This window comes from Micromonospora sp. WMMD1102 (genome assembly GCF_029626265.1).
Taxonomy (GTDB): Bacteria; Actinomycetota; Actinomycetes; order Mycobacteriales; family Micromonosporaceae; genus Plantactinospora.
In genome coordinates, this window is record NZ_JARUBN010000001.1 from 382,475 (window position 1) to 408,367 (window position 25,893).

The following is a 25,893-nucleotide window of genomic DNA, read 5'->3' on the forward strand; positions in this document are numbered from 1 at the left end:
TCGTCCCGTTCCGCCCCTGGCGATCGAGGACGATCTGTACGGCGAAGGAGTCGGATCTTGATGAGTTTCTCTGTGGCGGGTCAGCACAATCGACAGACACCGCCATCCCGTCGTGCCCCCGGGCGCGGCTGGCGTACCCCGCGATCCCTGGTGGTGGGCTCGGTGACGCTGGGGATCATTCTCGCCGGGATTGGTGTGGCCGTCGCCGGAAGTGGCGACGGTTCGATGACCATCACCCGCGACGGGACCGTGCTGGACGGCCGCAAGATCGAAGGGTACGTGCACATCAAGGCCGACGACGTCACGATCAGAAATAGCACGATCAAGTACGGCGGTGCGCATGCCGTACGGATTTTCGACGGGTTCACCGGGGCGCTGGTCGAGAACACCAGGATCCAGTGCACGGAAGCAAGGACGAATGGCATCGTCTTCGGCAACTACACGGCCCGCAAGGTGCGGGTGATCGGTTGCAGGAACGGCTTCGTGCACTCGCCCGAGGCACCCGCCACGATCGTCATGTCGACCTGGAACGGCCAGCCGGTGGCCGCCGGGGACCTGCCGTCGGCCGGTAAGCCGACGCCCGCCCCCGACCCCGGCACCCCCACCCCGGGCGACTCGCCGGACGCCTCCGACTCCGCCGCCGCCGCGACCGTGACCAGGGCACCGACCAGCCGGGCGCCGTCGACATTCCCCGGCCCCGACAACACCGGCGTGCCGGCCAGCACCGCACTGCGCGCCTCCGGCTCGCTCAAGCTCACCCAGGACGGCCAGGTGGTCAGCGGCCTGAACATCACCGGCTGCGTCACCGTCACGGCGAAGAACGTCGTACTCCGCAAGTCCCGGATCACCTGCGGCGGGAACTACTCGATCCGCACCATCGACGCCGTCAACCTGGTGGTGGAAGACGTCGAGATCAACGGATTGGGAAAGAACTCGGCGGCGGTCTGCTGCGGCGAATACACACTGCGCCGGGTCGACATCAGCAACGTCATCGACGGCCCCCGGCTCGGCAGTGACGTGGTAGTCGAGGATTCCTGGATCCACCACCTGACGCGGGGGCCGGGATCGCACAACGACACGCTCCAGACCACCGGCGCCTCCAACATCGTGATCCGGGGCAACTCGCTGGAGGCGTACAACCCGGTGACCAAGGATCCGTTCAACGCCTGTCTGATGATCGGATCCACCACCGGACCGATCGTGTCGAATCTGCTCTTCGAGGGCAATTACTGCAACGGCGGAAACTATTCGATCGGCATACGGACCGACCTCAATGCCGCGAACATCCGGCTGAGTCGCAACGTCTTCGGACGCAACCACAGGTACGGCGTGATAGCCCGGCCCGACCAGGCCGGTATCCGCTGGGACCGGTCGACGAACCTCTACGCGGACAACCGGAAGCCGGTGGTGGGTTAGCTCCGCCCACCCCCACCCAGGGCGCGGTCGGTCAGGCCAGGACCGGCCGCGCCCGCCCGTCCCGGCGGAACTGCGGCGCCCGGCTTCCGCCGGCAGAACAGCCGCGCAAGGCCGCGTTCGCTACAACCGGTCGTCGAGGCTGGCCAGGCCGCCCCGGGTGGCCTGGTCCGGCAGCCGGCGCAGTGCCCGGTCGTCGCCGTACAGGGTCCAGCGGAGGAACTCGACGGTCGTGTCGGCCACCACGTCGAGGCCCTGCTCGTCGTCGCCGAGCAGCGCGCCACGGTGGTCGCCGTCCGGCAGCGTCATCATCGCCTTCGGCCAGGGAACCCGGTCGTACGCCGCCTTGCCCGCCTGGTACGAGACCACGTCGTCGCGCTCGCCGTGCACGAAGAGCTGCGGAGCCGGCGTACCCGTGAACCCGGTGCCGACGCCGAGCGCGGTGCCGGCGAGCACGATGCCGGCGTCCAGCCGGACGTCCCGGCCCACGGTGAAGAGCCCGATCGTGGTCACGCCCCCCGCCGAGTGCCCGGCGGCGGCCACCCGGTCGACGGCGAGCCGGCCACGCAGCGGGTCCCCGGCCGCCCGGTTCAGGGCCAGCACCCGGGTCAGCACGAACGACGCGTCGGCCGGCTGGTTGACCACGTCGAGGATCTGGAGTTCCGCGGCGCCCCGGCTGGTGTGCGGATAACGCGGAGCCACCACCACGAACCCGGCCGCCGCCCAGCGGGTCAGCAGGGCCCGGTAGTCCGACGGCCGGCCGGTCAGACCGTGGCTGAACAGCACCAGCGGGAACCGTCCGGCGGCGACCCGGGCGCCACGGTCCGGGGAGCCGCCCGCTGCCCCGGCGGCCGGATACCAGACGGTGACCGGCAGCCTGCGGTCACCGCCCCGGTGGTAGCTCAGCTCCCGTACCCCGACCGCGAAGCGGCGGCCCGGCGCGACACCGGCCAGGGCCGGACTGGTCGGGGCGGTGGCGCCCGGAGTCGGACGTTCCGGCGGCGCGGCCCGGTCGGCGGCCGGACGGTCCGACCCGGTGGAGCAGCCGGCCAGGCTCGCGGCCAGGATCGTCGTGGCGGTCGCTGCGGCGAGCGTGGCCCGGAGGGGACGTCGGAACATGACCCGATTCTGCCCCGCCCACCGACCGGCCGACCCGTTCCGCACCCACCGGTGCGGCTCGTTCACGGTGCGTGCAGGCGGTCGGCGAAGACGGTGATCCCGGGGGCGGCGGCGCCGGTGGGGAGGTCACGCCGCGCACGGGGGTCGCCGTAGAGCGTCCAGCGCAGGAACTCCGTCGTCGCGGTCAGCACCTGGGTGAAGCCGCGTCGGCCGGGGATCAGGTACTCGCCGTGCCCCTGGCCGCGTACGGTGAGGAACGCCTTGGGCCAGGGCACCCGGCGGAAGGCGTCCCGGCTCCGGGTCACCGGTACGACGCGGTCCGAGTCGCCGTGCACGAAGAGCAGCGGTGCCGCCGGCCCGCCGAAGCTGGCCCCGGGCATCCCGGCACCACCGAGCACGATGCCGCCGCGCAGCCACTCCGAATGCCCCGGGGCGAACAGGCCGGCCGTGGTGTAGCCACCGGCGGAGTGCCCCACCGCGCCGATCCGGTTCACCGCCAGATGCCCGGCGAACCGGTCCCCGTCGACCCGGTCGAGCCGGCGCAGATGCTGGACCACCCGCCAGGCGTCACCCGGTTGGCGGCGGATGTCGCCCCGGTCGAACCGGCGGGCCGCGCGCTTGGTGTGCGGATAGGCCGGCGCGGCGACGACGAAACCGGCGGCGGCCCACCGGGAGGTCAGCGGGGCGTGCAACTCGGGCAGACTGTGCAGGCCGTGGCTGAACAGCACGATCGGGAACCTCCCGGCCGCGACCGGGACGTCCCGGCGCGGCGTGGCTGCCGGGACGCGGCTGCCGTCGTCCCGGGTGCCGTCGTCCCTGGCCGGATACCAGACCGTGACCGGGAGCGGGCGGGCGGTGCCGCGACCGAGATCGAGCGTACGCACGCCGACCGCGTACGTCCGATTCGGGGCTGACCCGGGCGGTGCCGCGGGAGCCGGAGCGGCGACCACCCACCCGCCGACGGTGAGCGCGATCGGCAGCAGCAGGGCGAAGAGCCCCGCGACCAAGGGGTTCACGCGCACAGCGTCGACGCTAGATGGTGGAACGCCGTACGAGGCCAGCTTTCCGGCCCTCGTACGGCGCCCACCCGGACGGTTTGTCCCGCCGTCCGCCCCCGATTCGGGTTGCCAGGCAACCCGTCCCCCCGAAAGATCGTCTCAGCGTCCTGGCTCTGCCCCGATCGGCTCGGCCCCGATCGGCTCGGTTGGCGGCAGGGCGTCCGGGGGCTCCTCGTGCGAGAGCCGGGGCAGCCAGCCCAGCCACCTGGGCAGGTACCAGTTCCGCTCGCCGAGCAGCACCATCACCGCCGGCAGCAGCACCGCCCGGACCACCGTCGCGTCGATGAGTACCGCGACCGCCAGGCCGAAGCCGAGTTCCTTCATCGACACCAGGGTCCCGGTGGTGAAGAGGGCGAAGACCGCGACCATCACCACGGCCGCGCTGGTGATCACCCCGGCGGTACCCCGGATGCCCCGGGAGACCGCGAGCCTGCTCGGCCAGCCCCGGTCGTGCCCCTCCCGGATCCGGCTCAGCACGAAGACGTGGTAGTCCATCGACAACCCGAAGAGGATCACGAAGAGGAACAGCGGCACCCAGTTGGTGATCGACCCGACCGACTCGAAGCCCAGCAGCGCCTCGCCCCAGCCGTGCTGAAAAACCAGCACCAGCAGCCCGTACGCGGCGGCCACCGAGAGCAGGTTCAGCACGATCGCGGTCGCCGCCACCACCACGGAGCGGAACGAGACGAGCATCAGCAGGAACGCCAGCCCCAGCACGAAGCCGAAGACCAGTGGCACGCTGCGGGCCAGCGCCGCATTGAAGTCGACCGAGTCGGCGGCCTGGCCGGTCACCAGTACCTCCGCACCGTCGACGCCCTGCACGGTCCGTGGCACGACCTGTTCGCGCAGGGTGCGTACCGCCTGCTCGGAGGCGGCGTCGACACCGGAGCCGGCGAGTCCCACCTTGACCACCGCGACCGTCCGGTCCGGGTTGACCTCGACCGAGACCGGCTCGTGCAACTGCCCGGTGGCCAGCGCCCGGGTCTTCAGCTCGGCGATCGCGGCGGTAAGCGCCGGGGTCGTCACGTCGTCCGCCCGGATCGCCAGCACCGCCGGCTCGGCGCCGCCGGGAAAGGCGGCCTTGACATGCACGAAGGCGCTCAGCGCCGGGGCCGATTTCCGCAACGCGGTGACATCCTCCTCGGCGGTCCGCATGCCGAGCAGCGGCACCGCCAGGACCAGCAGGGCGGCGGCGGCCAGCGTGGCGGAGACCCCGGGCCGGCGCAGCACCACCCGCATTGTCGCCCGCCAGAACCGGCCGCTCGACTGGCGGCGGTAGATCCCGGGTACCCGACCGAGGTCGATCCGGTCGCCGAGCTTGCTCAGCACCGCCGGCAGTACGGTCAGCGACCCGACGCCGGCGGTCGCGACCACCAGGATGGTGCCGGTGGCCATACTGACGAACGTGGCGTCCTGGGTCAGGAACATCCCGGACATCGCGATGATCACGGTGAGCGCCGAGATCAGCACCGACCGGCCGGAGGTGGCGGCGGCGATCGCCAGCGCCCGCTCGGCGCTGGCGCCCCGGGCCCGCTCCTCCCGCTCCCGGCGCAGGTAGAAGAGGCAGTAGTCGACCCCGACCGCGAGCCCCATCAACAGCATCAGGTGCATCGTGGTGTCGACCGCCGGGGCGATCCGGCTGACCACCGCGAGCAGCCCGAGCGAACCGAGGAACGCGGTCAGGGCCAACCCCATCGGCAGTACGGCGGCGAGCAGCGCCCCGAACGCGATGACCAGGATGCCGAGCGTCACCGGAATGGAGAGCATCGACAGCCGGTGCATGTCGGCGTCCAAGGTCCGGCCGATCGCCTCGCCGATGCTGGCCCCGCCGGTCTGCGCCACGTACAGCTCGGGATGTGCGCGCTGCACGGCGGCGACCGCGTCGCGTACCGGCCCGACCCGGTCGGCGGCATCCTCGGCCGGCCCGGTCAGATCGAATGTGACGAGTACGGCGTGCCGGTCGGCGGAGACCGCGTCGGAGCGTACGTCCAGCACCCGGCCGGTGCGCTCGACGGCGGCGGTGGTATCGGCGACGGCGGCCCGGAAGGCGGGATCGTCCGCGACCAGGGTGTCGCTCTGCACCAGTACCATCTCGGCGGCCCGGTCCGGGAAGCCGGCGGCGGCGATGATCTCGTCCGCCCGGCGGGAGTCGCCGTGCCCCGACTCGCTGCTCTGCACCTCGACCGTCCCGACGACGGCGCTGAGCGCGGTCGCCGCGACCACGAACAACAGCCAGCCGAGTACGGCCGCACGTCGGTGCCGGGCGCTCCAGCCGGCGATCCGCCCGGCCAGGTTGCTCTGTCGGGAGCCCGCGGCGGCCAGGCTGCTCCGGCGGGAGGGGGCAGGGCTGCCCTCGGGGGAGGGCGCGGTGCCGGTGCCGGTCGGCGGCAGAGTCGTCGGCGTCGTCATGCCCCGACGCTATGAGCCGGAGCGAGCGGGATCGATCCGGCGGGCACCCTGGTCAGGGGTAGGGAATACGGAACGACGCCGGTAGGGCAGGCCCGACCATGTGCGGCGGTTCGCTATCGTGCTCGACATGGTTGATCAGCACCCTGACCCGAGCGGCAACACCGAGGCGTTCCGGGCGTTCGCCCAGTCCCCGGAGGCAGCCGCCGCCGAACCGCCGTCCCGACTGCCGCTCATCATCGGGATCGCGCTCGCCGTCGTCGTGGTGGTCGCACTGGTCGGCTGGCTCGCCCTCGGCTGACAGGCTCCATATCGGTGCGCGGTCACGCCTCCGTGCCGTCGCCGGTGTTCGGCGCCCGCCGCAGCAGGCAGATCCGGCTGCCGTCCGGGACGGGGATCGCGTGCACCGGACGGTATCCGAGGCTTCGGTAGAACTCCCGGGCGACGGTCGTGGCCGCGTCCGCGTACGTCGTGATCCCGGCCCGGTCGAGCTTGGCCAGGTGCTGCCGCACCAGTCGCCGACCCCGGCCGTCCTTCCGGAAGCCGGACGCCACCGCGACGAACGCCAACTGTTCGTGCCCCTCACCGGGCCGGTTTCCGTCGAGCAGCTTGTCCAGCAGCATGAACCGGGACAGGTTGCCGCCCGCGACGTCGGCCAGCCGCGACCAGTAGTCAAGCGGTGGCGGCATGGGGCGGTAGCGGTCGAACCAGACGGTCGCGGCGGTGCCGTCGGCGAGCATGCCGACCGTGCCGTAGAACGTGGCGTGTTCGATGTGGATCCGGGCGACCTCGCCGAGGATCATCCGTCGTTGGAGCCGGTTCGGAACCAGCCAGGCGGCCTGGTCGAACTCGCACCACGCCTCGGCGACCAGCCGGGCGACCCGGCGGACGTCGTCGTCCGACTCGACCGGCACGATCCTCGGTAGCTGACGCATCGGGCTCCTCCTCGACTTAGGACACATGGGCGACGAGCACTGCGGTAGTCGGGCGGCGTGAATCGACAGATGGACGTTCTGGTGGGGCGTACGCCTGTGGGACGTACGCCCCACCATTCACCTACCGGCACGGAGCCCTCGTCACGTGACGGCAGGGAGCCGATCGGTGGGTACCGGCGGCGAGGCTGAGGCGCTGACGGAGGGTTTCTGTCGGCGCGACCTTGGACGACAATGCGAAGCGTGCAGATCACTGGCCGTGACAGCCACTCATGGAGGAATATGAGCCGCCCGGCTATACCTGGATGTATGTCGATCACTTAGGGAAGGGGCATAGTGGAAGCGCGAGAGTCCGACACCACTCCGAGCCAGGAGGTGTTACCAGACCGGTGACACCTGCGGTGCCCGCGATGTTCCCCCACTTCACGGGCGTACTTCAGTGATCAGGGCGCCGGTGGAGATGCTCGACCGGGCCGAGATCAGACGTGCGCTCCGCTCCGGTGACTGGTCGACCGTGCTTCAGGTCCTCGTCCGAGAGACGGGAGCATCGCAGACCGATATCGCGGTAGCGGTCGGCATCTCGCAGCCGCACGTATCGCGGCTGTTGAACGGCCAGAGCAAGGAGCCGGGCATCCGTACAGTGCGGGCATTATGCGACGGCTTGGGCATACCGAGGCCGCTCGCCGGCTTGCTTGATGACCAGGAGGACGACACGAACCGCCGCCAGTTTCTAGCGGGCACCGCAGGTGCTTCGGGGATCGCGCTCGTCGGCACCGTCGCGGGTGCCGTTCCCGTCGAATCTCAAGACGAGGAACGGTTACTGACGATTCCGTCTGCCACGTACCGCCGGCTCGAACAGCGGCTTCCCTCGCGGAGCCTGATCGCGCCGGTCAGCGCACACCTTGCGCTGATCCGCCAACTTGCCGCGCGTAATGGGCACTCGCCAGCACATGTCCGCCGGTTGTTCGCAGTACTCAGCGAAACTGCCGGGCTCGCGGCGTGGCTGTACGTGGACGTGGAGGATCGGGCGAACGCCCGACGCCACTACCAACTCGCTACACGGGCGGCCGAGCGCTCAGGGCACCCGCTGCTACCGGCGTACATGCAGGCGAGTATGGGGCAGTTCGCCGCCAACTGTGGAGATGCGGCGCAGAGCGTACGACTGGTCGCGAGCGCGCGGCACCGACTCCCCAGGTCGGCGCCGGTTATCGCCGGCATCTGGATGGACGCGATCGAGGCGATTGCCTTGGCACAGGTCAGGGACCGGAACGCACTCAACAAGTTGGACAACGCCGAGACCCGACTTGCCCGCGCAGCTACCGACGAACCCGTGTGGCCGTGGATCTTCCGCTTCGACGAGCGGAAGCTGGCCGGATTTCGGGCGCAGGCCGCCGGATCTCTGGGGCAAGTGGATGTCGCCGAGAAGGCGCTGCGCATCGCAAGTGACCCCGCTCAGGCGCCAAAACCGCGCGCGGTGATGGATCTGCTGCGAGCCGACGTGCTTGTTCAGTCGGGCAACCTGGACGAGGCGTGCCGGGTTGCCGCCGAGGCGTTCGACGTGGGGAAGACCTACGACTCGGAGCGCGTCACGCGTGCCGTAGCAGACTTCCGGAACAGGCTTGGCAAACGCTCGGGTCAGGCAGGGGCCGCCCTTGACGAACGCTTGTACTCCAACTATCGGGAGGACCTTTGACGCGAGTAGCCGTAAGTGGTCATCGAGGACTGTCCCCTCATGTCGCGGAGCTGGTGGCCGACGGGATCAACGGCTTGTTGACCCAGCTCGGGTCTGGCGGTCCACCGTTGATCGGGGTGTCCTGCCTGGCCGACGGCGCGGACCAGATATTCGCCCGTGCCGTGTTGAACAGAGGTGGAAGCCTCGAAGCGGTGGTGCCTGCCGACGAGTACCGCGACGGCCTTCCCGAGAACGCACGGGCCGAGTATGACGAACTGTTCGCTCGCGCGGTTGTCGTACACAGATGTGTGCATCGAGAATCGACGGCCGAGGCTCACATGGACGCGAGCCGAGTCATGGTGGACGGTGCCGATCATCTCATCGCGGTGTGGGATGGCGAACCGGCCCGTGCGTACGGCGGAACCGCAGACGTCGTGCAGTATGCGCGAGAAGAGGGCGTTCCTGTCTCCGTGGTCTGGCCGGCCGGTGCCCACCGTGACTGAAGAAGCCGCCTCACTCGAACCCGAGCCGGGCACCGACGCGTACGTCACCGAAGCCGTCCGTCGACAACTGGTCCGCGATGACATCCGGCGGAAACTCGCCGACGCCGACCGGCACTGGACCCCGCAGCGACGGCAGGAACTCCGCGAACGGCTCGGCCTCACCGATCCCCGCGCTGCCTGACCTCACGTCGTCAGAGATCGTCCTCGTCGTCGAGTCGGGCCAGCCAGGTGGCGAACCGCTCGACCGGCGTCTCGAACTCCGGGTTCAGGTCGACGAAGTCGCGCAGCCGGGCGCCCAGCCACTCCAGGGTGACCGTCTCGGTGCCCCGGCGCTCGACGAGTTCCTCGATGCCTCGGTCGGTGAAGTACACGGCGTCCTCTCTCGACGGCACGAAAAGGAAGGGCCCCTTCATATCGCTTTCTGTATATGAAGGGGCCCTTCCTAACAACACATCAGGGGCGGGGCAGCGCCGCCTCGATCAGCGCGGACTGCTCGGCGTCGTGCATCTTCGCCGAGCCGACCGCCGGGGCCGCCGCCGCCGGGCGGGAGATCCGGCGCAGGCGTACGCCTTCCAGATGCTCCAGCAGGTTGAGCGCGACGAACGACCAGGCGCCCTGGTTGGCCGGCTCCTCCTGGACCCAGGCGAAGTCCTCGGCGTTCGGGTACTGCGCCAGCGCGGCCCGGACCTCGTCGACCGGCAGCGGGTAGAGCTGCTCCATCCGGACGATCGCCGTGTCGGTGATCTTCCGTTCGGTGCGGGCCTGGAGCAGGTCATAGTAGACCTTGCCGGAGCAGAGCAGCACCCGCTTGACCGCTTCGGGCGCCACGTCGGAGCTGTCGGCGATCACCGGCTGGAAGCCGCCGGTGGTGAAGTCCTGCACGCTGGAGACGCAGAGCTTGTGCCGGAGCAGGGACTTCGGGGTGAAGACGACCAGCGGCTTGCGCTTCGCCGAGAGCGCCTGCCGGCGGAGCAGGTGGAAGTAGTTCGCCGGGGTGCTCGGGATGGCGATCCGCATGTTGTCCTCGGCGCAGAGCTGGAGGAACCGCTCCGGCCGGCCGGAGGTGTGGTCCGGGCCCTGGCCCTCGTGCCCGTGCGGGAGCAGCAGGGTCAGTGCCGACTGCTGGGCCCACTTCACCTCGCCGGACGAGATGAACTCGTCGACAACCGTCTGCGCGCCGTTGGCGAAGTCGCCGAACTGTGCCTCCCAGAGCACAAGCGCCTCGGGGTTCTCCACCGAGTAGCCGTACTCGAAGCCCATCGCCGCGTACTCGCTGAGCAGTGAGTCGTGCACGAAGAACCGGGCCCGGTCGCCCGCCAGGGTGCCCAGCGGGGTGTGCTCGACGCCGGTGCGGGAGTCGACGATGACGGCGTGCCGCTGCACGAAGGTGCCGCGCCGGGAGTCCTGGCCGGCGAGCCGGACCGTGACGCCGTCCTGGAGCAGGGTGCCGAAGGCGAGGATCTCGCCGAAGCCCCAGTCGACGTTGCCGGCCTCGGCCATCTTGGCGCGCCGGTCCAGCAGTTGCTGGATCCGCTTGTGCGGGGTGAAGCCGTCGGGCAGCGAGGTGTGTGCCGTACCGACGGCGCGGAGCGCCTCGACGGTGCTGGCGGTCTGCACCTGCGGCTCGGGTTCGGCCTGCCGGCGGGGCCGGGCGGCCTGCCGGGCCGACGATGCGGCGTCCCGGGTGGCCTTGAAGACCCGCTCCAGCTGGGCCTGGAAGTCGCGCAGCAGCTCCTCCGCGTCCTCCAGGGTGATGTCGCCGCGCCCGATCAGCTCCTCGGTGTAGAGCTTCCGGACGGACCGCTTCGAGTCAATGATCTTGTACATCAACGGGTTGGACATCGCCGGGTCGTCGCCCTCGTTGTGCCCGCGCCGCCGGTAGCAGACCATGTCGATCACGACGTCCTTGTTGAACGCCTGGCGGTATTCGAAGGCCAGCCGGGCCACCCGGACCACGGCCTCCGGGTCGTCACCGTTGACGTGGAAGATCGGCGCCTGGATCATCCGGGCCACGTCGGTGCTGTAGAGGCTGGACCGCGAGTATTCCGGCGCGGTGGTGAAGCCGACCTGGTTGTTCACCACCACGTGCACGGTGCCGCCGGTGCGGTAGCCGCGCAGCTGCGACAGGTTGAGCGTCTCGGCGACCACGCCCTGTCCGGCGAAGGCGGCGTCGCCGTGCACCGCCACCGGCAGCACGGTGTAGCCCTCCAGCTTGAGGTCGATCCGGTCCTGCTTGGCCCGGACGATCCCCTCGAGCACCGGGTCGACCGCCTCCAGGTGCGACGGGTTCGCGGTCACCGACACCTTGATCGAGTGCTCGCCGTCCGGCGTGGTGAACTTGCCGGCCTGGCCGAGGTGGTATTTCACGTCGCCGGAGCCCTGCGTCGAGCGCGGGTCGAGGTGCCCCTCGAACTCCGAGAAGATCTTCTCGTACGGCTTGCCGACGATGTTGGCCAGCACGTTCAACCGGCCCCGGTGGGCCATCCCGATGACGACCTCGTCGAGGTCGTGCTCGGCGGCCGACTCCAGCACCTCGCCGAGCAGCGGGATCAGCGACTCGCCGCCCTCCAGCGAGAAGCGCTTCTGGCCGACGTACTTGGTCTGCAGGAAGGTCTCGAACGCCTCGGCCGCGTTGAGCCGGTTGAGGACGTGCTTCTGCTCGTCCGGCGCCGGCTTGGTGTACTTGCGCTCGATCCGCTCCTGGATCCAGCGCCGCTCCTCCGGGTCCTGGATGTGCATGTACTCGATGCCGACCCGGCGGCAGTAGGAGTCCCGGAGTACCCCGAGGACCTCGCGGAGCTTCATCTTCTGCTTGCCGGCGAAGCCGCCGACCGGGAAGGTCCGGTCCAGGTCCCAGAGCGTCAGGCCGTGCTGGAGTACGTCCAGGTCCGGGTGCTTGCGGATCTTGAACTCCAGCGGATCGGTGTCCGCCATCAGGTGTCCACGGACCCGGTACGCGTGGATGATCTCGATCACCCGGGCGGTCTTGTTGATCTGCCCCTCGGAGCTGACCGCCACGTCCCGCATCCAGCGCACCGGCTCGTAGGGGATGCGCAGCGAGGTGAAGATCTCGTCGTAGAAGCCGTGCTCGCCGAGGACCAGCTCGTGCACGGTCTTGAGGAACTCGCCGGACTGCGCGCCCTGGATGATCCGGTGGTCGTACGTGCTGGTCAGCGTGATGATCTTGCTGACCGCCAGCTCGGCGAGGGTCTCCTCGGACATCCCCTGGTACGGCGCCGGGTACTCCATCGCGCCGACCCCGATGATGGCGCCCTGGCCGACCATCAGCCTCGGCTGGGAGTGCACGGTGCCGATCCCGCCCGGGTTGGTGAGCGAGATCGTCGTACCGCCGTAGTCCTCCATGGTCAGCTCGTTGCGGCGGGCCCGCCGGACGATGTCCTCGTACGCCTGCCAGAACTGCCGGAAGTCCATCTGCTCGCTGGCCTTGATCGACGGCACGACCAGGGTGCGCGAGCCGTCCGGCTTGGCCAGGTCGATCGCGATGCCCAGGTTGACGTGCTCCGGCTTGACCAGCGCCGGCTTGCCGTCGACCTCGCCGAAGGAGTTGTTCATCTCCGGGTGCTCGGCGAGCGCCCTGATCAGGGCCCAGCCGATCAGGTGGGTGAAGCTCACCTTGCCGCCCCGGCCCCGGGCGAGGTGGTTGTTGATGACGATCCGGTTGTCCACCAGCAGCTTGGCCGGTACCGCGCGGACGCTTGTCGCGGTCGGCACCGCCAGCGAGGCGTCCATGTTCTGCACGATCCGCGCCGCCACGCCGCGCAGCGGGGTGGTCTGCGGGCCGGCGGGCTGGGCCGCACCGCCCTTGCCGGCGGTCGGCGCGGCGGCCTTCGCCGCCGGGGCCGGCTTCGCCGGGGCGGCCTTCGGTGCGCCCGCGGCCGGCTTCGGCGCGGCGGTGGCCTTGCCGTCCGGGGCCTGGGCACCGCGCCTGGCCGGCCCGGTCTCGGTCTTCGCGGCGGTACGCGGGGTCGCGGCGGGCTTTCCGGTGGCCTTCTCGACGGTGGTGGCGGCGCCCCCGGACCTACCGTCGCCGGTCGCCGTCGCCGTCTTGTCGGCGGTTGCCGTGGTGTCGCCGGCCGCCGTCTTGTCGCGGGTGGCCGTCTTGTCGCGGGTGGCCGTCGTCGTGTCGCCGGTCACGGTGGTGTCGCTTGTCACCTTCGCCTCACCGGCCCCGCCGCCGTCCGGGGTGGGCTGCCCGCCGGGGCGGTAGTCGGCGAAGAAGTCGTGCCAGGCGGGATCGACGCTGGCGGGGTCGGCGAGGTACCGCTGGTACATTTCCTCGACGATCCACTCGTTGGGGCCGAACCCCGCCAGTGGATTTTCCTGCGAAGTCTGCTGGGTCGACACGGCCGGTAATCGCCTCTTTCACGCGGGGTGTGTGTCACGCGGTCTCCTGCCCACCTGGGCCGGGGGGCTGGCGTCGAAAGACGGGTTCAAGGCTACGCCGTGCGGTAACCGACAGCATTGTCGCATCGGGCCCGTGTCGTGTTTCACAGGTTTTGCGAGTTGTCGGCCTTTCGGTAACGCCGAGATGACCGGGCCACGAACGCCGAACCCGGCCGGGCGTAGGCCCGGCCGGGTTCACCCGTCGACTCGACGATCCTCGTCGCGGCGGTGGAGGCTCCGTGTCGCAGCGGTCAGGAGACCCTGGCCGCAGCGGTCAGGAGACGTCCCGCTTGCGCATGATCAACGTACCGATCGTACCGGTCACCAGGGCGTACGCGACCATGACGGCCGCACCCGCCCAGCGGGGCGGGCTGCCCGGCAGGTCGGTGCCGGTCGCCATCAACTGGGAGGCGAGCGACGGGACGATCAACTGGAGGTTGTTGATCCAGTCGCCGAACCGGTCGGCCAGGATCGACAGCACGATGATCGCCCCGATGTAGCCGGCGAGATAGACCAGCAGCGCGGTGACGGTGGCACCGATCTGGCTGCGGATCAGCACCCCGAACCCGATCCCGAAGATCGCCCAGAGCAGGTACGCCAGCCCGTTCAACCCGATCGCCTGCCAGATCGCACCCTCGCCGAGCTGGCTGGCCACGTCCAGGCTGCTCAGGATCAGTGGCGTGAAGATCAGGTTCAGTGCGGTGGTGACCACCCAGAAGATCAACCCGAGGATCCCGGCGGCGACCAGCTTCGCCACCACCACGGCGGTGCGGTGCGGCGTGGTCAGGAAGGTGGTCGTCGCGGTCTGGTGGAAGAACTCGTTGGTCACCACGATCACGCCCAGCAGCATCACGATCAGCACGCCGAAGAACTGGCCGTTGGTGTAGAGGTTCGCCGCGACGTTGACGTGCTCCCCGGCCGCCTGGAACTGCGCGTTCTGCTCCGACTCCGGCACGCCGACGCTGGCCGGGTCGAGCAGGGCCTGGGACTGGAAATAGTTGATCAGCAGGGTGAGCCCCCAGAGGGGCAGCGTGATGAGCCCGAAGATCCACCAGGTGTTGGTGGTGCGGATCTTCAACAGCTCGGACCGGACCAGGTTCATCGGATCCCCGCCTTTCCGGCCGTCAGCTCCAGGAAGACCCCTTCGAGGTCAGGGCGCTCCGTGGTCAGCTCGTGCAGCTCGACCTTCGCCGCCAGCGCCGCCCGGCCGACCGACGGGGCGTCCGCCCCCTCGATCAGCAGTACGCCGTCCTCGCCCCGGGTCACCTGGGCACCGTTACCGGTCAGCGCGGCGACCAGCTCGTCACCCTGCGGGGTCCGCACCCGGACCCGGCCCGTCTGGGCCATCGAGCCGATCACGTCCTCGACCCGACCCTGCCGGACCAGCTTGCCGGCCGCGATGATCACCACGTCGTCGGCGAGCAGCTGCATCTCGGAGAGCAGGTGGCTGGAGACCAGCACCGTACGTCCCTCGGCGGCGAGCCCCTTGAGGAAGCCGCGCATCCACCGGATGCCCTCCGGGTCGAGCCCGTTCGCCGGCTCGTCCAGGATCAGCACCCGAGGGTCGCCGAGCATCGCCGCGGCGATGCCGAGCCGCTGCTTCATGCCGAGCGAGTAGCCCTTGAACTTCCGCTTGGCCGCCGGGGTGAGCCCGACCAGCGCCAGCGCCTCGTCGGCGCGCTGCTTCGGCAGCCCGGCCGCCGCACAGGTCACCCGCAGGTGGTTGATCCCGGTCCGGCCCTTGTGCGCGCTCGACGCCTCCAACACCGCCCCGACGTGCCGCAGCGGCTGCGGCAGGTCGGCGTAGCGGGCGCCGCCGATCGTCGCGCTGCCCGCCGTCGGAGTGACGAGGTTGAGCAGCATCCGCAACGTGGTCGTCTTGCCGGCACCGTTGGGGCCCAGGAAGCCGGTGACCCGGCCGGGCTCGACGGTGAACGACAGGTCGTCGACCGCCCGGACATTGCGATAGACCTTCGTGAGACCGGAGACCACTATCTGGCCACTCCCGGCCGTTGGGCCTGTTCGCCCGTCGGACATCTCTCTCCCCTCCGTGTGGCGCTGCCGTGCCGCTTACGCCGTCACCCAGCGTCGACATTGTGGGCTGCGCGGTCAACCGGGATCATTGCCGAACCCGTCGTCATACCTGGGCAGGAGCCCGTCCTCCTACAGCACGAGCCGCGCGGCATTTGGGGAGGAGGGGCGAATGTACCAGCTCCACCGGGCCGCCCGGGGGACAACACGGCAGGCCGGCCGGGCGGGTCGGCGGCACCACATCCCGTTCACCGGATCGACACGCCACCGGTCGACGGCCGACACGTGCCGGGCAGCCCGGGGGCCTACACAGAGACCATGGCCGTTCTGCTCACCGCCCCGGCACAAACCAGGACCAGCGGATACACCCTGCTGATCGCGGACAGCGCGTCACAGGTCGCCGCCGCACAGCGCCTCCGGCACAGCGTCTTCGTCGACGAGTTCGGCGCCGATCTGCGTACCCCGGTGACCGGGCTCGACGTCGACGAGTTCGACCCGTACTGCGAGCACCTGGTCGTCCGGGAGGACGCCTCGGGTGCGGTGGTCGGCACGTACCGGATGTTGCCACCGGACCGGGCCGCCCAGGCCGGCCGGCGGTACGCCGAGGGCGAGTTCGACCTCTCCCCGCTCGCACCGCTGCGCGACGAACTGGTCGAGATCGGCCGGTCCTGCGTCGACCCGGCGCACCGCACCGGCGCGGTGATCAACCTGATGTGGGCGGGGATCGCCCGCTACCTGCAACTACGCGGCCTGCGCTGGCTCGGCGGCTGCACCTCGGTGCCGCTGGACGACGGCGGGGCGACGGCGGTCGAGGTCTGGTCCCAGGTGCGCCGCCGGCACCTGTCGCCGCCGCCGCTGCGGGTCCGGCCGCACCGGCCCTGGCTGGCCGAGCCGGCCGGCGCGGCGGCGCTGGCAGCCGCCGGGGCGGACCTACCGCCGGGCGGGGCGGACCTACCGCCGGGCGGGGCGGACCTACCGCCGGGGGCGTCGGCCGTCGCCCGGGGCCGGGCCGGGATGCCGCCGTTGCTCCGCGGCTACCTGCGACTGGGCGCCTGGGTCTGCGGCGAGCCGGCGTACGACCCGGAGTTCGACGTGGCCGACTTCTACGTACTGCTCTCGATGGACCGGATGCCCGACCGGTACCGGCGGCACTTCCTCGGGACGGACCGGTGAACTCCCGTCGGCCGGGCCGGGTGCACTCGACTCAGCCCGGGCCGGAGCACCCGGCCCGGCCTGGTCAGGTGAATTCCGGTCAACTGAATTCCGGTCAGCGCGGTCCGGTTGGTTCCGCTCGTCCCGGCGGGCACGCCGGGCGGTCGCTCTGGCGGCCGAACTCGATCTGCGGGCCGGCCTGCCTGCCCGGTCCCGACCAGACGCCGCGGGCGTCCGCGCCGCGCCAACTGGCCCGGCTGTTGGCGTTGGCCGGCGCGCTGATCCTCGGCGGGCTGCTGCTGCCGGTACTGCCGCTGCTGTCCCCGGCCGGCCGGCAGGCCGCCGGGCGGGCCTGGGCCCGTACCGTGTTGCGGGCCGGCGGGATCCGGCTCGACGTGCGGGGCCGGCCGCCGCTGCGCCGGGCGCTGCTGGTGGCCAACCACGTCTCCTGGCTGGACGTCGTCGCCATCCTCGCCGTGACCCCGGCCCGGCTGCTGGCCAAGCACGAGGTGCGGAACTGGCCGCTGATCGGGCCGTTGGCGGCGCTCGGCGGCACCCTGTTCGTCGACCGGACCAGGCCGCGAACCCTGCCCCGGACGGTCGCCGAGGTGGCGGACGCGCTGCGCGCCGACGGGGTGGTCGCGGTCTTCCCGGAGGGTACGACCTGGTGCGGCGTGCCCCGGACCGCCGTCGGCTGCGGCTGGGCGGTCCGGTTCCGCCCGGCGATGTTCCAGGCCGCCGTCGACGCGGCGGCCCCGGTGGTGCCGGTGCATCTGGGGTACCGCATCGAGCGGCCCGATGGCGGCCGGGCGAGCGGCCCGGCGCCCACCCCGGCCGGGTCCGCGTCGGCCGGGACCACGGCCGCGGCCTTCCTGGCCGAGGAGAGCCTCTACACCTCGGTACGCCGGGTGCTGGCCCTGCGCGGCCTGGTGGTGACAATGACAGTGGTCGACGAGCCGTGGTACGAGGGTCCGGCGTTGCGTCGCCAGCTCGCCGAGGCGGCCGAGTCGGCGGTACGAGCGGCGGCTCGACCGGCCCCGTCGGAGCAGCCGGCCGGCCCGGTATCCCTGGAACTGGCCGCCTGACCGCCGGCCCTGGTGGCGGATGCCGGCGCCTGACGGAGGCACCGGCGGCGGCGGAGCCGGCCGGCTGACACGCCCCCGTGGCGGGTCGACGGGCGTTCCGGAAACGCGATGTATCGCGTTATCGTGGCAGCACCACCTCCGCCTCCCGTCCGGCGTCGCCCGACCGGAGGACGGACCGGCCAGCACCAGGGAGTGTCGTGATGCCGAGCTGGACCGTGGACGGCCCGCGCCGGTTGACCCTCGTCGAACCGGTCGACCAACTCGTCGTACGGCTCGACTCCGGCCGGGTCAACGTCTTCGGCACGGACGGCCCGGCCCGGATCGAGGTGACCCGGACGGACGGTCGGCCGCTGGTCGTCGAGCACCAGGACGGGAAGCTCTCGGTCCGGCAGCGGACGCCGCGCGACTGGACCCTGCTGCTGCGCCTGTTCGGGCGCGACAGCGGGCCGGAGATCTCTATCGGCGTACCGGCGCGGGTGCGGGTGGACCTGCGGCTGCACGAGGGTGCGGTGGTGGCGTCCGGACTGACCGAGGCGACCCGGGTCGACGTGACGGCCGGCCAGGTCACCCTGATGGGGCTGGCCGGGCGGACCACGGCACGGCTGATCTCCGGGCCGGTGGAGGCGCTCGGCGTCTCCGGTGACCTGACCATGGAGACGGTCTCCGGTGAACTGGTCCTCGCCGACGGCACCGCCGAACGGGTCCGGGCCAGTACGGTCTCCGGCGCGATCACCTGCGATCTCGGCAACCCGGGCAGCGGCGAGATCCAGCTCGGCGCGGCCTCGGGCAGCGTCACGGTGCGGGTGCCCGAGGAGAGTGACCTCGACGTCCGGTTGCACACCACCTCGGGAAAGATCACCACGGACTTCCCCCAGCTCCAGCCGGGTGCCGCGCCGAGCTGGTCGAGCGACCGGCGGGGGAGACTCGGCGCCGGCGGCGGCAGTCTGCGCGCCGCCACCATGTCCGGGAGCATCGTGCTGCTGGCCCGGCGGTCGGGCGGCATCTGATGACGACGGTGTTCGGCCACGGCCGGCTCCGGCTCTACCTGCTCAAGCTCCTCGACGGCGGGCCGAAGCACGGCTACGAGCTGATCCGGCTGCTGGAGGAGCGGTTCCTCGGCCTGTACGCGCCGAGTGCCGGCACCATCTACCCCCGGCTGGCCCGGCTGGAGGCCGAGGGGCTGGTCGCGCACGACGCGGTCGGCGGCCGGAAGGTCTACCGGATCACCGAGGCGGGCCGGGCGGAGCTGCGGCAGCGGGCCGACGAGGTGGCCAGCCTGGAGTCGGAGATCTGCGCCTCGGTCTCCGACCTGGCGAAGCTGGCCGGTGAGATCCGCTCCGAGGTACGCGGCTCGGTGCGGGACCTGAAACAGGAGTTACGGGCCGCGGTCCGGGAGAGCCGGCTGGGTGACCGGCGGCCGGGCCCGGGAGCGCCGTACCCGAATGCCGGAGCGGCCGAGAGCGGCGGGCCGACGGGAACCCGTCCCGGGGAGCGGCCGGCGGCCGGCGGGCCCGGCGCCGGTGGGCCGGCAGGCGGCTGGTCGGCGGCCGGCGGGCCGGCGGAGCAGGGCGACGGTCCGAGCGCCGAGTTCGAGCGGCAACTCCTGCTCTTCGTGACCGAGGTACGCACGCTGGCCCGCAGCGGCCGGTTCACCGAGGCCCAGCTGGGCACGGCGGCCCGGCTGCTGCACGGGGCACTGGACGGGCTGCGCCGGCTGCTGCGCTGACCCCGCCAACCGTTCTCAGAAAACTTTCAGGTGATGCTCAGCCGCGCCGCAGCGGAAGCGCGGATGATGTCCAGATGGCAGCGACAACGCAGAGCGAGGCCCGGCTACTCGTGGTCGAGGACGACCCGAACATTCTCGAGCTGCTCTCCGCCAGCCTGCGGTTCGCCGGCTTCGACGTGGCCACCGCCACCAGCGGCAGCGCGGCGGTCAGCGCGGCGAAGGAGCGCCGACCCGACCTGGTCGTGCTCGACGTCATGCTGCCCGACCTCGACGGCTTCGAGGTGATCCGGCTGCTCCGCGAGGGTGGCACCCGTACCCCGGTGGTCTTCCTCACCGCCCGGGACGCCACCGACGACAAGATCCGCGGGCTGACCCTCGGCGGCGACGACTACGTCACCAAGCCGTTCAGCCTGGAGGAGCTGACCGCCCGGATCCGGGCCGTGCTGCGGCGTACCGCCACCGGGGAACACGCGCCGTCCCGGCTCACCTTCGCCGACCTGGAGCTGGACGAGGAGACCCACGAGGTGCAGCGGGCCGGCAAGCGGGTGCAGCTCTCGCCGACCGAGTTCAAGCTGCTGCGCTATCTGATGCTCAACGCCAACCGGGTGCTGTCCAAGGCGCAGATCCTGGACCACGTCTGGAACTACGACTTCCGGGGCGACGACAACATCGTGGAGTCCTACATCTCCTACCTCCGGCGCAAGATCGACACCACCCAGCCCCGGCTGATCCACACGCTGCGCGGGGTGGGCTACGTGCTCCGCAAGCCGGCGGCGTGAATGTCGCCCTGCCGCTGAAGGGGCGGCTCCGCGGCACGCCGCTGCGGATCAAGCTGGTCGCCGCCGTACTCGTGCTGGTGGCCGCCGCGCTCGTGGTGATCAGCGTGATGACCGCCTTCTTCCTGCGCAGCTATCTCGTCGGCCGGATCGACGACGAGTTGGCGGGCCTGGCCCGCGACGCGAACGCGACGGAGGTCCAGCGGCTCTACGACGCCGCCGCGGCCGGCCGCAGCGCCCTGCCGACCGACTACCTGATCGTGCGCGCCGACCGCGAGGTCGGCCTCTACAACCCGCTCTACGACCGGACGCTGAACCAGGGCAACCTGCCCGGCTCGCTCGACGACCCCGAGTGGTACGAGCGGCACGCCGGTGGGGACTTCTTCACCGTCTCCTCGGCCGACCGCCGGTTCCGCTGGCGGATGATGGTCGTGCAGTGGCCCAGCGGCAGCTACCTGGCGGTCGGGCAGCACCTGACCGACGTCGACCTGGCGGTCAAGGAACTCATCTGGATCGACGTACTCGTCGGCGGCTCGGTGCTGATCACGCTGGCCGCGGCGGGCGCGGCGATCGTGCGTACCAGTCTAAAACCGCTCGTCGAGATCGAGCGGACCACGGCGGCCATCGCCGGCGGCGACCTCTCCAGACGAATACCCGATCCGGAGCCGGGCGAGGCGGAGGCGAAGACCGAACTCGGCCGGCTGTCCCGGGCACTGAACACGATGCTCAGCCAGATCGAGATGGCCTTCACCGCGCGGGCCGCCTCGGAGTCGGCCGCCCGGGCGGCCGAGGCGAACGCCCGCAGCGCGGCGACCGCGGCCCGGCACGCCGCCCTCGCCGCGCAGGCGTCGGAGTCGCGGGCGCTGCGTTCCGAGGAACGGATGCGGCAGTTCATCGCGGACGCCTCGCACGAACTGCGTACCCCGCTCACCACCATCCGGGGCTTCGCCGAACTCTACCGGCAGGGCGCGGCGGCCGGGCCGCCCGAGGAGACCGCCCGGCTGATCCGCCGGATCGAGGACGAGGCGGCCCGGATGGGACTGCTCGTCGAGGACCTGCTGCTGCTGGCCCGGCTGGACCGGGAACGGCCGTTCACCCTGGCCCCGGTCGAGCTGCCGGTGCTGGCCAGCGACGCCGTGCAGGCCGCCAAGGCGGTCGCGCCGGACCGGACGATCGACCTGGACATCGAGCCGGGCGCCGGTTCGCTCGTGGTGCTCGGCGACGACGCCCGGCTGCGGCAGGTGCTCGGCAACCTGATGACGAACGCGCTCAACCACACCCCGACGGAGGCGGCGGTGACGCTGCGGCTGCGGGCCGAGCCGGACGACGCGGTGATCGAGGTCGCCGACACCGGCCCGGGGCTCTCGCCGGAGCAGGCCGAGCGGGTCTTCGAGCGGTTCTACCGGGCGGACGCGGCGCGGACCCGCAGCGCGGGTGGCGGGGTCAGCACCGGGCTCGGCCTGGCCATCGTCGCCGCCCTGGTCGCGGGGCATAACGGCAGCGTCGAGGTGGTTGACACCCCGGGTGGCGGCGCGACCTTCCGGGTCCGGCTGCCACGCGCGCCCGAGGTCTCCGAGGAGTCGGAGACCGCCGAATCAATCGACGTACAGTAATTCACAGCCAACATTCAGGCGGGCTCCAGGTACGTCGCAGAGCGAGGGGGCAAGGTAAGGGCATGAACGACTTCGAGACCGACCCGCAGCGGCGGCCGGTGACCGCCGACAGCGAGCACTCGCACCACACCGCCGAGCTGCCGCGCGACGACCGCGGTCAGTCCGACTCCGGCGCCTCCAGCGCCGACGCGGCCACCCCGGCCGCCAGCCCCACCGGCTCCACCGACCCGACCGCCGAGCAGCCCTACAGCGGCGTGCCGGCCTCGGGCCAGCCGTACGCGGGCGCATCGGCCCCGGGCCAGCCCTACGGCGGCGGGCCGGCCTCGGGCCAGCCGTACGCGGGGCCACCGGCCCCGGGCCAGCCCTACGGTGGCGCCCCGGCCTCCGGAGCGCACTACGGCGGTGCACCGGCCTCCGGGACCACCTATGGCGGCAACCCCTACGCCGCCGCCCCCGCCTCCGGGCAGCCGTACAGCCTTCCACCGACCGGCCGGCCCGGTGGCGTACCCGGGCAGCCCGGCGGCAGCCCGTGGCAGGCGCCCAGCGACGGGCGTACCCAGTCGCCCTGGGCGCCGGGGCACACCGGCGGGCCGCCGCAGCAGCCGTCGCACCTCGGCGGCCCGGTACCGCCGCCCTGGGCCACCCCGGGCACGCCCGCACCGAGCCCCTCCGGTTCCGGCCGGGTCGGCCGGGCCGTGGCGGTCGGCGTGGCCGCGCTGGCCCTGATGCTCGGTTCCGGTATCGCCGGTGGTGCGATCGTGACGGCGCTGGACGACGACTCGCCGACGGAGACGAACCGGACATACTCGGCGGCCCCGGTGATCAACGCCGCCGACCTGCCGAAGATCGCCGCCCAGGTGCAGCCCAGCGTGGTGTCGATCAGCACCAGCAGCAGCGAGGGCTCCGGCGTGGTGACGAGCGCCAACGGCTTCGTGCTGACGAACAACCACGTGGTCGCCAGCGCCGAAGACGGCACCGTCAAGGTCTTCTTCGCCGACGGCAGGAACGCCGAGGCGAAGGTCGTCGGCACCGACCCGAAGACCGACCTGGCCGTGGTGAAGGTCGACGGGGTCTCCGGGCTGACCGCCGCGAAGCTCGGCGACAGCGACGCGATGCAGATCGGCGACCAGGTGCTCGCCCTGGGCAGCCCGCTCGGCCTCCAGGGCTCGGTGACCGCCGGCATCATCAGCGCCCGGGACCGGACCATCCGGGCCGGTGGCGGGGGTGAGCAGCAGAGCCCGTTCGAGCAGCCGCAGCAGGGTGGCGCCAGCTCGATCGCCGGACTGTTGCAGACCGACGCCCCGATCAACCCGGGCAACTCCGGCGGCGCGCTCGTCAACACCAGGGCCGAGGTGATCGGGATCAACACCGCGATCCTCACCGCCGGGCAGGGCAACGGCAACATCGGCGTCGGCTTCGCCATCCCGAGCAACAAGGCGCGGGCGGTCGCCGAGGCGCTCCAGCGCGGCGAGAAGGTCAGCCACCCGTCGCTCGGGGTCCAGGTCACCCCGGCCGAGAACGGCGGGGCGCTGGTCGGCGGGGTCGTGCCGGACAGCCCGGCCGCGAAGGCCGGCCTCCAGCAGGGCGACGTGGTCACCCAGTTCGGTGACAAGTTGATCGGCGACGCCGACGACCTGGTCGGTGCGGTACAGGCCGGCAAGGTGGGTGACCAGGTGCAGGTGACGTACACCCGAAACGGAGTCGAGAAGACGGCAACCGTGACGCTCGCCGAAACGTCGTAAGAAGAAGGACGACCGTACGCTTGGCGGGTAGCCCTTCCGGACACGGAAGTGAGAGCCTCCTCCCCAGAGCGGCGGGCGACGTGACCAAGGGGGTTGGTCAGGTCGCCCGCCGCTCCTCCTTTTCCGCCTTCACCTGGTCCGGGTGAGCCCGGCTCACCCGGACCAGGGCGAACATCGGGGTTGGTCCGGCACGGACTCGGTCTCGGCCGTGGGCCGACGACCACGAGGACCACGAGGACCCGGGGGAGGAGTGCTGATGAGCACCGCGACCATGGCGCGCAGCGACGCCGACATCCAGCGGGACGTACTGGCCGAACTGGCCTGGGACGCCCGGGTACGGGCCAGCGAGGTGGGTGTCTCGGTCGCCAGCGGCATCGTGACCCTCACCGGCTGGGTGGACAGCTACGCGAAGAAGTGGGCCGCGGAACGGATCGCGCACCGGGTCCGGGGCAACCGGGCGGTCGCCAACGACATCGAGGTACGCCTGCCGGGCACCGCCGAGCGCACCGACACCGACATCGCGACGGCGGCGAGCCGGGCCCTGGAGTGGGACGCCTTCGTGCCGGTCGACCGGATCCAGGTGACCGCCGGCAACGGCTGGCTGACACTGCGCGGCGAGGTGGAGCGCGGCTACCAGAAACGCGCCGCCGAGCGGGCGCTGCGCCGGCTGACCGGAGTACGCGGGGTGACAAACCTGATCACCGTGACACCGGCCGGCGACCTCTCCGAGGAGGACCTGAAACGGGCCCTCCGGATCGCACTCGCCCGGCGGATCGACGTCGACGCCGACCTGATCGAGATCGACGTCGCCGGTGCGACGGTGGTGCTCTCCGGCGAGGTGCGGTCGTGGCTTGCCCGGGAAGAGGCGGAACGGGTGGCCTGGGCCGCGCCCGGGGTGGGCGAGGTCGAGCTGCGGCTGCGCCTGACGACGTGACCAGCCGACCCCGGGGGGAGGACCGCTGGCGTGACCAACGACCCGTCGAAGTCCGTGGCTGACGACCCGCCCGAGCGGGCGCAGCCGGAACGCCCGCTGCGCATCGCGATGATCGTCCCGCCCTGGTACGAGCTGCCGCCGCCCGGCTACGGCGGACTGGAGCAGGTCTGCTCGGCCCTGGTCGACGCCCTGGTGGCCAAGGGACACCAGGTGACCCTCTTCGGCGCGGGCAGCGGTACGGGCACCGCCGCGCACTTCGTCGCCACCGTCGGCGAGTTGCAGCACCCCCGGCTGGGCGAGACGCTGCCGGAGCTGGCCCACCTGTCCCGGGTCAACCGGATGATCACGCCGGAGTCGTTCGACATCGTGCACGACCACACCACCGCCGGCCCGTACGTCGCCGACCGGGCGGTGCCGACCGTCAGCACGGTGCACGGCAAGCCGACCGGCGAGCTGCGGGAGGTGCTCGCCGACGTCGACCCGAAGGTCGGGCTGGTCGCCATCTCACACACCCAGCGCCGGCTGGCCCCCGAACTGCCCTGGGTCGCCACCGTGCACAACGGGATGTCGACCCGCAACCTGGTGACCAAGTCGGCGCCGGGAATGGGCCCGGTGCTCTGGCTGGCCCGGTTCGACGCCGACAAGGGCCCGGACCTGGCCATCGAGGCGTGCCGGGCCGCCGACCTGCCGCTGGTGCTGGCCGGCAAGTGCGACGAGCGGTCCGAGCGCCGCTATCTCGAACAGGTCGTCGAACCGATGCTCGGCCCGGACGTGACGGTGCTGCGCAACCCGGACCGGGACGCCACGGTCCGGCTGATGCTCGCCGCCCGCTGCCTGATCATGCCGATCCGCTGGGAGGAGCCGTTCGGCATGGTGATGGTGGAGGCGATGGCCAGCGGTACCCCGGTGGTGGCGCTGAACCGGGGTGCCGTGCCGGAGCTGGTCCGGCACGGGGAGACCGGGCTGATCTGCGACGACCCGGCCGAGCTGGGGCCGGCGCTGCGCGAGGTGTCCCGACTGGACCCGGCGGTCTGTGCGGCGCACGTGCGCCGGGAGTTCTCCGCCGAGCGGATGGCCGACGACTACGAGCGGGTCTACCGGTCCGTGCTCGCGCCGGGACCGGAAAACCCGGTCCGGCCGGCGTCGGCACCGACCGGCGCCTGGTGAGACCGCCGGCCGCCGCCCGCCCCGGTCACGGCCACCGACCGGTTCCGGGTACGACGTCAGCCACTTGATTTCGGGTACGACGTCAGCCACGCTCCCTGTCGGGTAGTGGACGCGCGGGCGTCAGAGTGGGATCGACGCCTTACTCTGCATGCCGCAGCAG

Annotated in this window: 22 protein-coding genes; 14 read left to right on the top strand and 8 right to left on the bottom strand. The window is 71.6% G+C overall.

Translation table 11 applies throughout. The features are described from left to right. Positions 1-162 precede the first annotated feature (162 nt). Complete coding sequence (locus O7626_RS01965; protein WP_278058641.1) at positions 163-1,416, top strand: hypothetical protein; 1,254 nt, start codon at positions 163-165, stop codon at positions 1,414-1,416. A 120-nt stretch (positions 1,417-1,536) separates the two neighbouring features. Here the strand turns inward: O7626_RS01965 and O7626_RS01970 are convergent, their stop codons facing one another. From O7626_RS01970 to O7626_RS01980, 3 genes are all read right to left on the bottom strand, one after another. Then, on the bottom strand, positions 1,537-2,532 hold the full coding sequence (locus O7626_RS01970; RefSeq protein ID WP_278058643.1) for a chlorophyllase: 996 nt from the start codon (positions 2,530-2,532) through the stop codon (positions 1,537-1,539). Positions 2,533-2,594: 62 nt separating this feature from the next. Then, a complete protein-coding gene (locus O7626_RS01975; protein ID WP_278058645.1) occupies positions 2,595-3,554 on the bottom strand; it encodes an alpha/beta hydrolase in 960 nt (319 codons plus the stop codon). 135 nt (positions 3,555-3,689) lie between these two features. After that, a complete protein-coding gene (locus O7626_RS01980) occupies positions 3,690-5,999 on the bottom strand; it encodes an MMPL family transporter (protein ID WP_278058647.1) in 2,310 nt (769 codons plus the stop codon). Positions 6,000-6,126: 127 nt separating this feature from the next. Here O7626_RS01980 and O7626_RS01985 point away from each other — a divergent pair, with 127 nt between their 5' ends. After that, complete coding sequence (locus tag O7626_RS01985; RefSeq protein WP_278058649.1) at positions 6,127-6,297, top strand: hypothetical protein; 171 nt, start codon at positions 6,127-6,129, stop codon at positions 6,295-6,297. Positions 6,298-6,319: 22 nt separating this feature from the next. Here O7626_RS01985 and O7626_RS01990 read toward each other — a convergent pair whose 3' ends face one another. After that, positions 6,320-6,931, bottom strand: a complete 612-nt coding sequence (locus tag O7626_RS01990; protein WP_278058651.1) for a GNAT family N-acetyltransferase — start codon at positions 6,929-6,931, stop codon at positions 6,320-6,322. 457 nt (positions 6,932-7,388) lie between these two features. Between O7626_RS01990 and O7626_RS01995 the strand changes: the two genes are divergently transcribed. The 3 genes from O7626_RS01995 to O7626_RS02005 are packed head-to-tail and all read left to right on the top strand — an operon-like array spanning position 7,389 to position 9,284. Next, positions 7,389-8,621, top strand: coding sequence for a helix-turn-helix transcriptional regulator (locus O7626_RS01995; RefSeq protein WP_278066030.1), 1,233 nt, complete (start codon positions 7,389-7,391; stop codon positions 8,619-8,621). 53 nt (positions 8,622-8,674) lie between these two features. Then, on the top strand, positions 8,675-9,103 hold the full coding sequence (locus tag O7626_RS02000; RefSeq protein WP_278058653.1) for a hypothetical protein: 429 nt from the start codon (positions 8,675-8,677) through the stop codon (positions 9,101-9,103). Further along, positions 9,096-9,284: a hypothetical protein gene (locus O7626_RS02005; RefSeq protein WP_278058655.1), complete on the top strand. Its 189-nt coding sequence runs from the start codon at positions 9,096-9,098 to the stop codon at positions 9,282-9,284. Before O7626_RS02000 ends, O7626_RS02005 begins: the two co-directional genes overlap by 8 nt. A 10-nt stretch (positions 9,285-9,294) precedes the next feature. Here O7626_RS02005 and O7626_RS02010 read toward each other — a convergent pair whose 3' ends face one another. The 4 genes from O7626_RS02010 to O7626_RS02025 all read right to left on the bottom strand — a co-directional run bounded on the left by O7626_RS02010 (position 9,295) and on the right by O7626_RS02025 (position 15,544). Next, on the bottom strand, positions 9,295-9,516 hold the full coding sequence (locus tag O7626_RS02010) for a DUF6104 family protein (RefSeq protein WP_278058657.1): 222 nt from the start codon (positions 9,514-9,516) through the stop codon (positions 9,295-9,297). Between the two features lie 40 nt (positions 9,517-9,556). Then, on the bottom strand, positions 9,557-13,468 hold the full coding sequence (locus O7626_RS02015; RefSeq protein WP_278058659.1) for a multifunctional oxoglutarate decarboxylase/oxoglutarate dehydrogenase thiamine pyrophosphate-binding subunit/dihydrolipoyllysine-residue succinyltransferase subunit: 3,912 nt from the start codon (positions 13,466-13,468) through the stop codon (positions 9,557-9,559). A gap of 313 nt (positions 13,469-13,781) precedes the next feature. Then, on the bottom strand, positions 13,782-14,609 hold the full coding sequence (locus tag O7626_RS02020; RefSeq protein WP_278058661.1) for an ABC transporter permease subunit: 828 nt from the start codon (positions 14,607-14,609) through the stop codon (positions 13,782-13,784). After that, a complete protein-coding gene (locus O7626_RS02025; protein WP_278058663.1) occupies positions 14,606-15,544 on the bottom strand; it encodes an ATP-binding cassette domain-containing protein in 939 nt (312 codons plus the stop codon). The genes O7626_RS02020 and O7626_RS02025 overlap by 4 nt, the downstream gene beginning before the upstream one ends. 312 nt (positions 15,545-15,856) lie before the next feature. Between O7626_RS02025 and O7626_RS02030 the strand changes: the two genes are divergently transcribed. From O7626_RS02030 to O7626_RS02070, 9 genes are all read left to right on the top strand, one after another. Further along, positions 15,857-16,711: a GNAT family N-acyltransferase gene (locus O7626_RS02030; RefSeq protein WP_278058664.1), complete on the top strand. Its 855-nt coding sequence runs from the start codon at positions 15,857-15,859 to the stop codon at positions 16,709-16,711. A 68-nt stretch (positions 16,712-16,779) separates the two neighbouring features. Next, positions 16,780-17,775, top strand: a complete 996-nt coding sequence (locus O7626_RS02035; RefSeq protein WP_278058666.1) for a lysophospholipid acyltransferase family protein — start codon at positions 16,780-16,782, stop codon at positions 17,773-17,775. Between the two features lie 200 nt (positions 17,776-17,975). Next, the gene (locus tag O7626_RS02040; RefSeq protein ID WP_278058668.1) at positions 17,976-18,782 is read left to right on the top strand and encodes a DUF4097 family beta strand repeat-containing protein; all 807 of its coding nucleotides are present in this window, start codon (positions 17,976-17,978) and stop codon (positions 18,780-18,782) included. Further along, entirely contained in the window at positions 18,782-19,501 is a 720-nt protein-coding gene (locus O7626_RS02045) for a PadR family transcriptional regulator (protein WP_278058671.1), read from the top strand. The genes O7626_RS02040 and O7626_RS02045 overlap by 1 nt, the downstream gene beginning before the upstream one ends. Before the next feature lie 74 nt (positions 19,502-19,575). Beyond that, positions 19,576-20,280 (top strand): response regulator transcription factor, encoded by a 705-nt coding sequence (locus tag O7626_RS02050; protein ID WP_278058673.1) that lies wholly within the window; start codon positions 19,576-19,578, stop codon positions 20,278-20,280. Then, positions 20,277-21,890, top strand: a complete 1,614-nt coding sequence (locus O7626_RS02055) for a HAMP domain-containing sensor histidine kinase (protein ID WP_278058675.1) — start codon at positions 20,277-20,279, stop codon at positions 21,888-21,890. The genes O7626_RS02050 and O7626_RS02055 overlap by 4 nt, the downstream gene beginning before the upstream one ends. Positions 21,891-21,952: 62 nt before the next feature. Continuing rightward, positions 21,953-23,632: a trypsin-like peptidase domain-containing protein gene (locus tag O7626_RS02060; protein WP_278058677.1), complete on the top strand. Its 1,680-nt coding sequence runs from the start codon at positions 21,953-21,955 to the stop codon at positions 23,630-23,632. Between the two features lie 256 nt (positions 23,633-23,888). Beyond that, on the top strand, positions 23,889-24,566 hold the full coding sequence (locus O7626_RS02065) for a BON domain-containing protein (RefSeq protein WP_278058679.1): 678 nt from the start codon (positions 23,889-23,891) through the stop codon (positions 24,564-24,566). A gap of 108 nt (positions 24,567-24,674) precedes the next feature. Further along, complete coding sequence (locus O7626_RS02070; RefSeq protein ID WP_278066031.1) at positions 24,675-25,733, top strand: glycosyltransferase family 4 protein; 1,059 nt, start codon at positions 24,675-24,677, stop codon at positions 25,731-25,733. Positions 25,734-25,893 lie beyond the last annotated feature (160 nt).

What these genes read in the sequence shown, in the direction of transcription:
- O7626_RS01970 (WP_278058643.1), bottom strand. Translation starts at nt 2,532, where the DNA reads ATGTTCCGACGTCCCCTCCGGGCCACGCTCGCCGCAGCGACCGCCACG.
- O7626_RS01980 (WP_278058647.1), bottom strand. Translation starts at nt 5,999, where the DNA reads ATGACGACGCCGACGACTCTGCCGCCGACCGGCACCGGCACCGCGCCC.
- O7626_RS01985 (WP_278058649.1), top strand. Translation starts at nt 6,127, where the DNA reads ATGGTTGATCAGCACCCTGACCCGAGCGGCAACACCGAGGCGTTCCGG.
- O7626_RS01990 (WP_278058651.1), bottom strand. Translation starts at nt 6,931, where the DNA reads ATGCGTCAGCTACCGAGGATCGTGCCGGTCGAGTCGGACGACGACGTC.
- O7626_RS01995 (WP_278066030.1), top strand. Translation starts at nt 7,389, where the DNA reads ATGCTCGACCGGGCCGAGATCAGACGTGCGCTCCGCTCCGGTGACTGG.
- O7626_RS02010 (WP_278058657.1), bottom strand. Translation starts at nt 9,516, where the DNA reads ATGAAGGGGCCCTTCCTTTTCGTGCCGTCGAGAGAGGACGCCGTGTAC.
- O7626_RS02020 (WP_278058661.1), bottom strand. Translation starts at nt 14,609, where the DNA reads ATGAACCTGGTCCGGTCCGAGCTGTTGAAGATCCGCACCACCAACACC.
- O7626_RS02025 (WP_278058663.1), bottom strand. Translation starts at nt 15,544, where the DNA reads ATGTCCGACGGGCGAACAGGCCCAACGGCCGGGAGTGGCCAGATAGTG.
- O7626_RS02030 (WP_278058664.1), top strand. Translation starts at nt 15,857, where the DNA reads ATGGCCGTTCTGCTCACCGCCCCGGCACAAACCAGGACCAGCGGATAC.
- O7626_RS02040 (WP_278058668.1), top strand. Translation starts at nt 17,976, where the DNA reads ATGCCGAGCTGGACCGTGGACGGCCCGCGCCGGTTGACCCTCGTCGAA.
- O7626_RS02045 (WP_278058671.1), top strand. Translation starts at nt 18,782, where the DNA reads ATGACGACGGTGTTCGGCCACGGCCGGCTCCGGCTCTACCTGCTCAAG.
- O7626_RS02050 (WP_278058673.1), top strand. Translation starts at nt 19,576, where the DNA reads ATGGCAGCGACAACGCAGAGCGAGGCCCGGCTACTCGTGGTCGAGGAC.
- O7626_RS02060 (WP_278058677.1), top strand. Translation starts at nt 21,953, where the DNA reads ATGAACGACTTCGAGACCGACCCGCAGCGGCGGCCGGTGACCGCCGAC.
- O7626_RS02065 (WP_278058679.1), top strand. Translation starts at nt 23,889, where the DNA reads ATGAGCACCGCGACCATGGCGCGCAGCGACGCCGACATCCAGCGGGAC.
- O7626_RS02070 (WP_278066031.1), top strand. Translation starts at nt 24,675, where the DNA reads ATGATCGTCCCGCCCTGGTACGAGCTGCCGCCGCCCGGCTACGGCGGA.